Genomic DNA, 8,122 nt, shown 5'->3' on the forward strand with positions numbered 1-8,122 from the left:
GCGGCAAGACACCAAAGGGATTTGCCGAGGCCCAGACCCAAACCATTCGATCACCGAATTAGTGAACTTGCACAATTACGCCCCAGGGCGGCAGCCAGAACGTCGTCTTCGTAAGCAGTGGCTACCTTACACAGCCGGAACTCTATCGGCTTGGCTTGCTCGTGACACTCTTCTTCCTTGCCGTGTTTCTTATAATCGGAACTCCGTGGATCCTGCTGGTCACGTGACGGACTGTGGACAGCCTTGACCTACCAGCGTGACTTCGGGAGTTCACCGGGGATTTCGAGGCGGCGGCAGCATTGCCACACGACGACGCTAATCAGATTGGTCGGTCAGCGCGCCGATCACGCAGGGCGCTAGAAGTCCCGCACCGATCGCGTAGAGCACACGTTCCGCCTAACGGCTCTGGCTGCCCTCGCGGTGGACAGCTATCACTGAAGGGGGTGGGGGACCTGGGGGGGCTTAGCCGGGATTGAATGCGATCAGGTACCGGTACCGGTTACAGTGGCACGTCTTCTACATCATTTTCCGCGAGGCACCTGAGTGCTAGGCGTGTACTCAGTAAGCGGCTTGGCCGGACTAATGTCCGCTCACCCCCAACAGCAGCGGAAGAGCGGACATTGCCCGAGGTCGCAAGAGGCGACATTCGCGGCGCCCCTATTCTATGATCTCGTCGGCACGCGCCAGCAGAGGCTCGGCGAAGTTGATCCCGAGCGTCGTCGTGGTCTTGACGTTAATGGTTAGGGTGACTTTCGTGGATTGCTGGACCGGCAGGTCCTCGACCTTCTCACCCCTAAGTATCCGTCCAGCGTAGCCGCCGAGCAAGTAATACGCCGCTGACAGGTCAGTTCCATAACTCATCAATCCGCCAACTTGGACAAAATCAGCGAATGGATAGATTGCGGGAATACGATGATGCTCGGCCAAGTCCACGATGCTCTTGCGATGGGTATACAAAAACGGGTCGGTGGTTACGACGAGGCCTCTGGCGTTCTGCCCAGCGAGCGTTTCAAAAGCTCCACGAAGATCGCTCTTGTTGCTGACCTGCACGATTAGTGTAGAGATTTTCAGTGTACGAGAAGCCGCAAGGATATCCGAGATTTGACGCTGCACCTCGGGAAATTTTGGGTTCACCAGCACTCCAATCGGTGCGGAACCCGAAATGACTTGCTGGTGCAGGATTTCCAACCGCTTTGCTTCTAGCAAACCGTTCAAGATATGTATTCCGGTCGCGTTGCCGCGCGGTCGGTTGAGGCTTTCGACAAGGCCGGACGTGATTGGATCGACGGCGGTGAGGAAAACAATCGGAATGATTTTAGTGGCGTTTTTGGCTGCAACTGTGGCTGGATAATTGGCTGAAACAATTACCCCGGCATGTTGAGATAGCTCGGCGGCTATTGTCGGCAATCGATCGTAATTGTCCTCAGCCCATTGATAATCGAGTGCCACGGTTTGTCCTTCGTGAAAACCGGTTTCATTCAGTCCTCGTCGAAGCGCGGCGAAACATACCTCTGGCTCTCGCGTTGTTGCGCTAAGGAACCCGACAATCGGTATCGGCGATGATTTTGCAAACGCGGAATGCGAAAGTGAGCAATATGCTGCCGCCCCGCCAAGATGCTTGATGAACGTACGCCGTTGCATGACGCGCCCTTCAAACGACGCCAAGGAGGGACGATGTTTTTGCCCGAGACGCCAAGAGAAGCCGCTTGCCACAAACATGCGACGCCCTCCTTGCAATTGAAGCAAAATAGCCAGCGATCAAAGCGCGACGCCGAGATGACCGTATATGTCCTCTGGGTCAAGGCGCTTGTTATTTTACGACACTGGGGCTCACAACGCTGTCATCGACTCCTACGTATGTCAGTCGCGGCGATTTGGGCCGCGCCATTCGCTCGGAGCTACGCCCGACCACCTCTCAAACGCATGCGTAAAGCCGCTCGGATCGGCGTAGCCGAGCGCGAGAGCGATATCGGTGATCCCCATCCTTGTGCCTGCGAGCAATTGGCGGGCAACTTCGAAGCGTGCCTCGTTGATCAGTTCACGGAAGCTCTTGCCCTCCGCTTGCAAGCGGCGATTCAGCGTGCGGGGTAGCATAGCCAACTCATTTGCTATCGTTTCCAACGAGGTATCAGGAAAAATCACGCGAGCACGGAGCATGCGGATTACTGTGTGCGTCATGCTTGGTTGTTCGACGGCCCAATAAGCGGCAACCGACTTTTCCAGTATCCGGCGGGCCTCGCGATCTGCGCCGCTAACAGGATGAGTGAGCAGATTTGTAGAAAAGACCAAGGCATGCTGTTCTGCATCGAACCGCGGAGCGGAGCCAAAGAAGCGGCGATAGGGCTCAATATTGCTGGGGGCTCGACGAGAGGTCAGAACTTCCTCGGGCACCGCGCCCACGAGTTCTCTCATCAGGTTAAACCCTACGGCGATCGCTCCGTCACTGATCTGCTCGATTGCCTGCACGCTAGGATAATGGACGGCGTACCCCCAGAACGCGACTTCGTTCTGGACGACTAGATAAGTAACGGCGCCGCGCACATAGCGTCGCTGATTGGTGCATAGGTCCAGGATCGCGTCCTTGAGTGTCGGCGCGGTCTGCATAAGCCGCCCGACTCGGCCAAGACAGGCGGTCCCTGACCGTTGTCCAACGAGGAGTCCAAAATGTTCACAGCTTGTCGCGGCTACGCAAGCCTCAAAAAGCCTGCCAAGTTCGACGAATGAGATCGAGTTTTCAGGGTCGCGCAGCAAGTCTGGATCGACGCCGGCGCCTGCGATGACAGTTGCGGGATTTTTCCCCAGCTCCCGTAAGACCTGGGGGAGTTCGACCAGAACTCCGATACGCTGCTGCCCCTCCATTTGCGACCCCGGCCTGGATGTGTCTCCCGCAATTTCGCGGTTCAGTGTCGCAAAATAACAAGCAGCTGATCGTTGATCTTGATCAAGTGTCCACCGACGTCACTCAACTAGCGTCGTGAGTTCGTCCGGAGGCCAAGGCACAGGTATTCCCAAGGGCAAGTTGAGCACGTTTTTTGCCTCAGCGGCGGCTATTACGTGGGACGAAATGTTACACGAAATTCAGGGACCCGAAGCATGACAGCGCTCGTGACCCACATTGAAATTTACGGCGAGGACCCTGCAAAACTCGCGCAGTTCTATGCAAGTCTCTTCGGTTGGGAAATTGAGAAGGCGCCAGGCATTGACTATTGGCGAATTCAAACTGAACCGAACGGCAACGGTTGCTGCGGAGGCTTGACGTTTCGCGCCGCCGACGGCCCCCCATCCTGGCTGAATTACGTGACTGTCGCCTCGGTGGATGCGGCAGTTGCCCAGGCCGAACGCATGGGTGCGCGCATTCTGCGCCCGAAAACGGCGGTGCCCAGAACCGGGTGGTATGCCGTCCTCGCTGACCCGCAGGGAAATCGCTTCGCCGTCTGGCAGGCGGACTCAACGGCATTTCCTCCGCCCGAGCCGGAATAGTCGGAAATCAGAACTCAACGCAAAAGATCATGCTTTATCAATGAAAGGAGTGAACCATGTACTTTACTGACGGTTCTCTTTTCCCCGAGAACATGGCCCCGCTCGTCATCACGGCAGCACCGTACGGACCCGCGTGGCTGCCCGGCGATGCGGCGGACATTGCCGTCACCTGGGACGAGCAGGTCCAGGCGGCGGTAGACTGCTACAACGCAGGCGCCACCGTCCTGCACTTCCACGTGCGCAACCCGGCGACAGGGCACCTGTCCTCCGACTTCGACCACTTCTGCCATCTGCTCGACCGCGTGAAGAAAGCCGTGCCCAAAATGATTATCCAGGTCGGCGGCTCGATCTCGTTCGCGCCCAAGGGCGAGGGCAAGAAGGCCGAGTGGCTGAGCTACGATACGCGGCACATGCTCGCGGAGCTGAAGCCCACGCCTGAGTGCGTCACGGTGGCCATCGGCACCTGCATGATGGACCTCACGCAAATGTGGACTGCGGATGATATCAGGGGAACGCATCTGGAAGACCCGAAGGTGCTTGCCGCCTGGGCAGGCATGTACACGGATGCCGGCCCCGCCTTCTACCTCGAGCATCTGAAGCGCCTGAAGAAAAACGGCATCCAGCCGCAATTCCCGCTGGCTCACGTGCATCAGCTCGAGATCGTCGAGCGGCTGATACGCCACGGCGCTTACATGGGCCCGCTGAATATCGCCATTACGACCTACGGCGGCGGCGGCTGCGGCTACAACCCATTCGATTGGATGGAATTCATCCGCCGCACACCCCAGGGCGCGACCGCGACGATGTGGGCGGGCATGCGGATGAACGCCGTCGTCCAACCGTTGGGAATCATCCTCGGTCAACACTGTCGGGTCGGCAACGAGGACAACCTCTGGAACGCGAAGCGGCAACGCATCACTACAGTGCAGCAGATCGAGGCGGTTGTGAAACTGTCCGAGCAGTTCGGCCGCAAGGTGGCTACGGCGGACGAAGCCCGCCAAATCATGAAAATCGGCGTGACGTACAACAGCATCGAAGAGACGCTGCAAAACCTTGGTCTGCCACCCAACCGGAAAGAGGGCGAGCGCGGCTTCATGGTCTGGGAGACCGACGGAAAGCTGGGTGTCGCCCATGCGATGTCCGATTCGCATCCGATGGCCTATTGTATGGTGCCGCCGGAAACGGCAGCTGCGTGAACAGCGCAACAACAGCGCGCCAGAGTCCTGCCCTCGAAATCGGAGGGCAGGATGCGTCCATCGCCTCAGCAGAAGGCTACCCGCTGAGGGTTTTTCCTGAGGGCCATCGACGATCACGGCTTTGGTTTGAATCCTCAGTTGGCCGGTAGAGTGGACGTGATGGAAGAACTGTTGGCCCGGGACTGGGATATGCTGATTGGCCGTGAACACGGCCCACTGGCATTTCGCATCGTCATTCAACCGATCGCGGCTGCTTTCCTCGCGATCCGCGCCGGGTTACGGGATGCACGAGAAGGCAGTCCCGCTTACGGATGGACCGTCACGATCGATTCGGTTCATCGGCGCGAACTGATACGGCAGGGCTGGAAGGACGTGGGCCGCCTCTTTGCTGCGGCGGTGATCATCGATCTTATCTACGAGATTGTCGTCTTTCGCTGGATCTACCCGGGTCAAGCGCTGATCGTTGCTGCCACGCTGGCTCTGCCGACCTATTTCCTGCTCCGCGGATTGGCAAACAGAATGGCTCGATGGGTGCTCAACTCGGAGGAGAGGAGGCGCGCTGGTGGCCGACCACTCTGAACAGAGTGCGCCGAGGCTCGATCGTTCGACAATACTGGCCTACGACCGCACCCGTCTTGCCTATCAACGAACCATGCTAGCATGGGTGCGGACGGGGACCTCGCTGATCACGTTCGGTTTCGCCATCTACAATTTCCATCGAATCGCAACTGGAGACAGGCAAAGCGGCCAGCTCGTAGGGCCGCACGAATTTGCCACGATAATGGTCTGCATCGGGCTGGTGGCGCTGCTGGCCGCCACATTCGAATACCGGCAGAACATTCGCACGCTCAGCGCCCAGTATCCCGATATGCCACGTTCACCGCTCCCGGCAGCGGTCGCGCTTTTGATCTCGGCTCTGGGTATCCTGGCCTTGGTCATTATGGCTTTGCGGCAATGACTATCTTATTGCGCTTAGGGCAAGTTCAGCTGGGATTGGAAGTAAGCTACCGCCTAGTCGCGCTTTGATTGCCTACCAGTTGTCCGCTTTTTGGGTGCGAAGCAGGCTCGACCTCACTCCGACGGTATTATCGACGAGGGGCCAATGAGGATCGGACAGCCGCAGATCATACGCTAGCCTTCGGGGCTCGGCGTCGCGCTCTATCCCCGTCCTGTTTCCATTGACCGAGCAGCGCGCATGCCTCACGTCTCTCCGCGTCGCTTGGCCGGCTGTCGGGATGCAAGCATTTCATGAGCTTGCCGTAAGTCACGAACGTCATGATGCCCTTCCGGCGGCTTTCCCCCTCATACCATTTCTTCATTTCTTGCAGCGCGAGCCGCAGGTTGCGGTTCGTCTCCTTGAGGCGGGCCACCTCGTCGGAATCAATCGGCGGCGGCGCGGGCTTGGCCGCCATGGCCTTGGTTGCTGCATGCTGTTTGCGCTCATCAGCGAGCGCAATCTTCAATGTCGCGTTCTCTTCCTGAAGGGCGGCAATCTCGATTTCCCTTCGCGCCTCGGCCAATTGCTTGGACTGTTCGGCGACAACGTTGCGCAGCCGTTCGATTTCCTCCTTCCGTTTGGTGCGCCATCGTGCCTGTCGCTCGGGATTGTTGAGACCCATGACGATCTCCCTCCGTTACGTAACGGGCCATCATCGTCATGTCGGCGCGGCCGTCAATTGAAATCTCCGTCCGGCCATTGCGAACGCGGCGCACGGAGAGGACCTTCAATAACCGAGAGAGCGCGTCGGTTCTCGTTGGCCGTCAACATGGTGGCTGAGAGAGTGGTAGGCCCTGCGGAACTATCGGACGTGCAACTCATTGAGCGGCTATTCACGTCGAGGACCCTCTATGAACCATATCGTCGTAATCTTGATCTTACTCGTAGGCGGCTCTTCTCTCGCCTTGGCCCAGAGTGGGGGAGGATCGAGCAGTGGCAGCTCGGCGGCGAGTGGAGCTGCGGCCACCGGGTCCACAGGTTATGCGGGTGGCACCCTATCGAGCGGGCACACCATAAGCGGCAATGCGGGCTCCTCCGGTCCCAATGTGGGCAACGCGCTCAGCCACACAGCCACCGGCGACGACGTGGATGCATCCTCAGTTACTCCGGCTCCAACCTCGCATGACAACGCGGTGGATACGCCCGCCGCCAATCGCGCCATGAAGAACTTGGGCAACACCGATGTCGGCATTCTCAAAAAGTAAGCCTTGCAGCAAGTCGGCCTCGAACTTAGCGTCTGCATTCTCGGCATTCGACGCGCTACGCTGGCGACCTGCGGGAGATCAACAGGAAGCTTCGTCGGAAGCTGAATTGAGGCCGCGCATTCACCTCACGAGTCGATAGGCCTTCATTCGCTTGCGGTGCGACGGGAACCTCCGGGCCTGGCTTCCATCTGTTCAGCGCGCACATGACACCGATCCTGGCGAACATCGTCGGGCCGCCACTCTCGGCCACCAGTCAGCGCCTCCATGGCGGCTTGGCATTCGGTCGCGTCATGCACAGCCTTGGGGAGCTTGGCGATGTACTCGCCGGTATCACGCAGCGAGACGAGCTTGCGCCCATCGGATCCTCGAAAGGGGGCCCCAGCCTCGATTGGTCCCAGATCAAACCTCCAGCCCCGGCGGGGCCGCCATCTCTCGACGGTCGGCCCCTAACCGTGCGGGTACGCAGGTCGAGCATCAGACCATTCCACTCGGCTGCGAGAGACGTTCCTGGAATTGCAGTTGCGCGACAACATGAATCCGAAATTTACGTAAGTGATGAACGTTAAGGACGCGCACGGTTGCGTGTCTCTGCGCAGTATGTCGGTAGCTGACAGCAGCGCTTTGTTGTCCACAGTGTCAATCGCGATACACAATATCGGCTCGATTCATCGTAGGCTTTTGCCGCGTCTTCATGGGCGCGTTTCCTCCCTAGCCTTCAGCCCGTCGCGAATGGCGGGCTTCCTTCGCATTGTTAAAGGACCGCTGGCCAGATGGTTGGCCCGTTTCATGCTTTCCCAAATTTGCCAACAGAGGGGCGGGCATGATTGCTGAACACTTCTTGATCTGGGCTGCGCTGTTGAGCGTTTTCGTCTTCTTGGCTTTCCATTCGGCCGGGCGGAGGCGCGGGTAACGCTTGCTGAGTTTGGTTGCAGTTGCCACGAGCCTTTCTACGCAGTGAGGGTCGCCTCAGTTGGCGGCCGCAGCCTTCAAGAACCGCACATAGGTCCCGCTCTCGTGCAGCTCGAGCAAGCCGCGCTCGACCGCATGCTTGATGCTGGCACCGAACTCCGGGTCGGTGGCCTTCAGCGTGTAGAGGAATGGTGCGTTGATCTTCTCGATATGGATTCGGCCGTCTTGCACGGGCTCGATGCTAGTGGCGATCTCGACGAGCTTGCGCGCTGCGGCTTCCGGGTCGGAGAAGGGATCGTTCCGTCGTGAGCTTCATGAGCCAGCCTGAACGCGAT

The 8,122-nt window shown here is 58.7% G+C and carries 9 protein-coding genes; 5 read left to right on the forward strand and 4 right to left on the reverse strand.

All coding sequences use genetic code 11. The features are described from left to right. Window positions 1–657: 657 nt before the first annotated feature. Window positions 658–1,719 carry an ABC transporter substrate-binding protein gene (locus tag SO156_RS45175; protein ID WP_498539371.1) on the reverse strand — a complete coding sequence of 354 codons (1,062 nt, stop codon included), beginning with the start codon at window positions 1,717–1,719 and terminating at the stop codon, window positions 658–660. A gap of 141 nt (window positions 1,720–1,860) precedes the next feature. After that, a complete protein-coding gene (locus SO156_RS45180; RefSeq protein WP_498539372.1) occupies window positions 1,861–2,859 on the reverse strand; it encodes an AraC family transcriptional regulator in 999 nt (332 codons plus the stop codon). Window positions 2,860–3,093: 234 nt separating this feature from the next. Between SO156_RS45180 and SO156_RS45185 the strand changes: the two genes are divergently transcribed. From SO156_RS45185 to SO156_RS45200, 4 genes are all read left to right on the forward strand, one after another. Continuing rightward, complete coding sequence (locus SO156_RS45185) at window positions 3,094–3,480, forward strand: VOC family protein (protein ID WP_498539373.1); 387 nt, start codon at window positions 3,094–3,096, stop codon at window positions 3,478–3,480. A 56-nt stretch (window positions 3,481–3,536) separates the two neighbouring features. After that, window positions 3,537–4,676, forward strand: a complete 1,140-nt coding sequence (locus tag SO156_RS45190) for a beta-keto acid cleavage family enzyme (protein WP_498539374.1) — start codon at window positions 3,537–3,539, stop codon at window positions 4,674–4,676. A gap of 159 nt (window positions 4,677–4,835) precedes the next feature. Next, window positions 4,836–5,255 carry a hypothetical protein gene (locus SO156_RS45195; RefSeq protein ID WP_498539375.1) on the forward strand — a complete coding sequence of 140 codons (420 nt, stop codon included), beginning with the start codon at window positions 4,836–4,838 and terminating at the stop codon, window positions 5,253–5,255. Next, the gene (locus SO156_RS45200; RefSeq protein ID WP_498539376.1) at window positions 5,239–5,634 is read left to right on the forward strand and encodes a YidH family protein; all 396 of its coding nucleotides are present in this window, start codon (window positions 5,239–5,241) and stop codon (window positions 5,632–5,634) included. The genes SO156_RS45195 and SO156_RS45200 overlap by 17 nt, the downstream gene beginning before the upstream one ends. A gap of 166 nt (window positions 5,635–5,800) precedes the next feature. Here the strand turns inward: SO156_RS45200 and SO156_RS45205 are convergent, their stop codons facing one another. Then, window positions 5,801–6,295: a hypothetical protein gene (locus tag SO156_RS45205; protein WP_498539377.1), complete on the reverse strand. Its 495-nt coding sequence runs from the start codon at window positions 6,293–6,295 to the stop codon at window positions 5,801–5,803. 229 nt (window positions 6,296–6,524) lie between these two features. On the opposite strand from SO156_RS45205, the gene SO156_RS45210 reads away from it, so the two are divergent. Then, window positions 6,525–6,878 (forward strand): hypothetical protein, encoded by a 354-nt coding sequence (locus tag SO156_RS45210; protein WP_498539378.1) that lies wholly within the window; start codon window positions 6,525–6,527, stop codon window positions 6,876–6,878. Window positions 6,879–7,844: 966 nt separating this feature from the next. Here the strand turns inward: SO156_RS45210 and SO156_RS45215 are convergent. After that, window positions 7,845–8,018 (reverse strand): hypothetical protein, encoded by a 174-nt coding sequence (locus SO156_RS45215; protein ID WP_498539379.1) that lies wholly within the window; start codon window positions 8,016–8,018, stop codon window positions 7,845–7,847. Between the last annotated feature and the right edge of the window lie 104 nt (window positions 8,019–8,122).

The organism is Bradyrhizobium sp. UFLA05-125 (assembly GCF_059803515.1).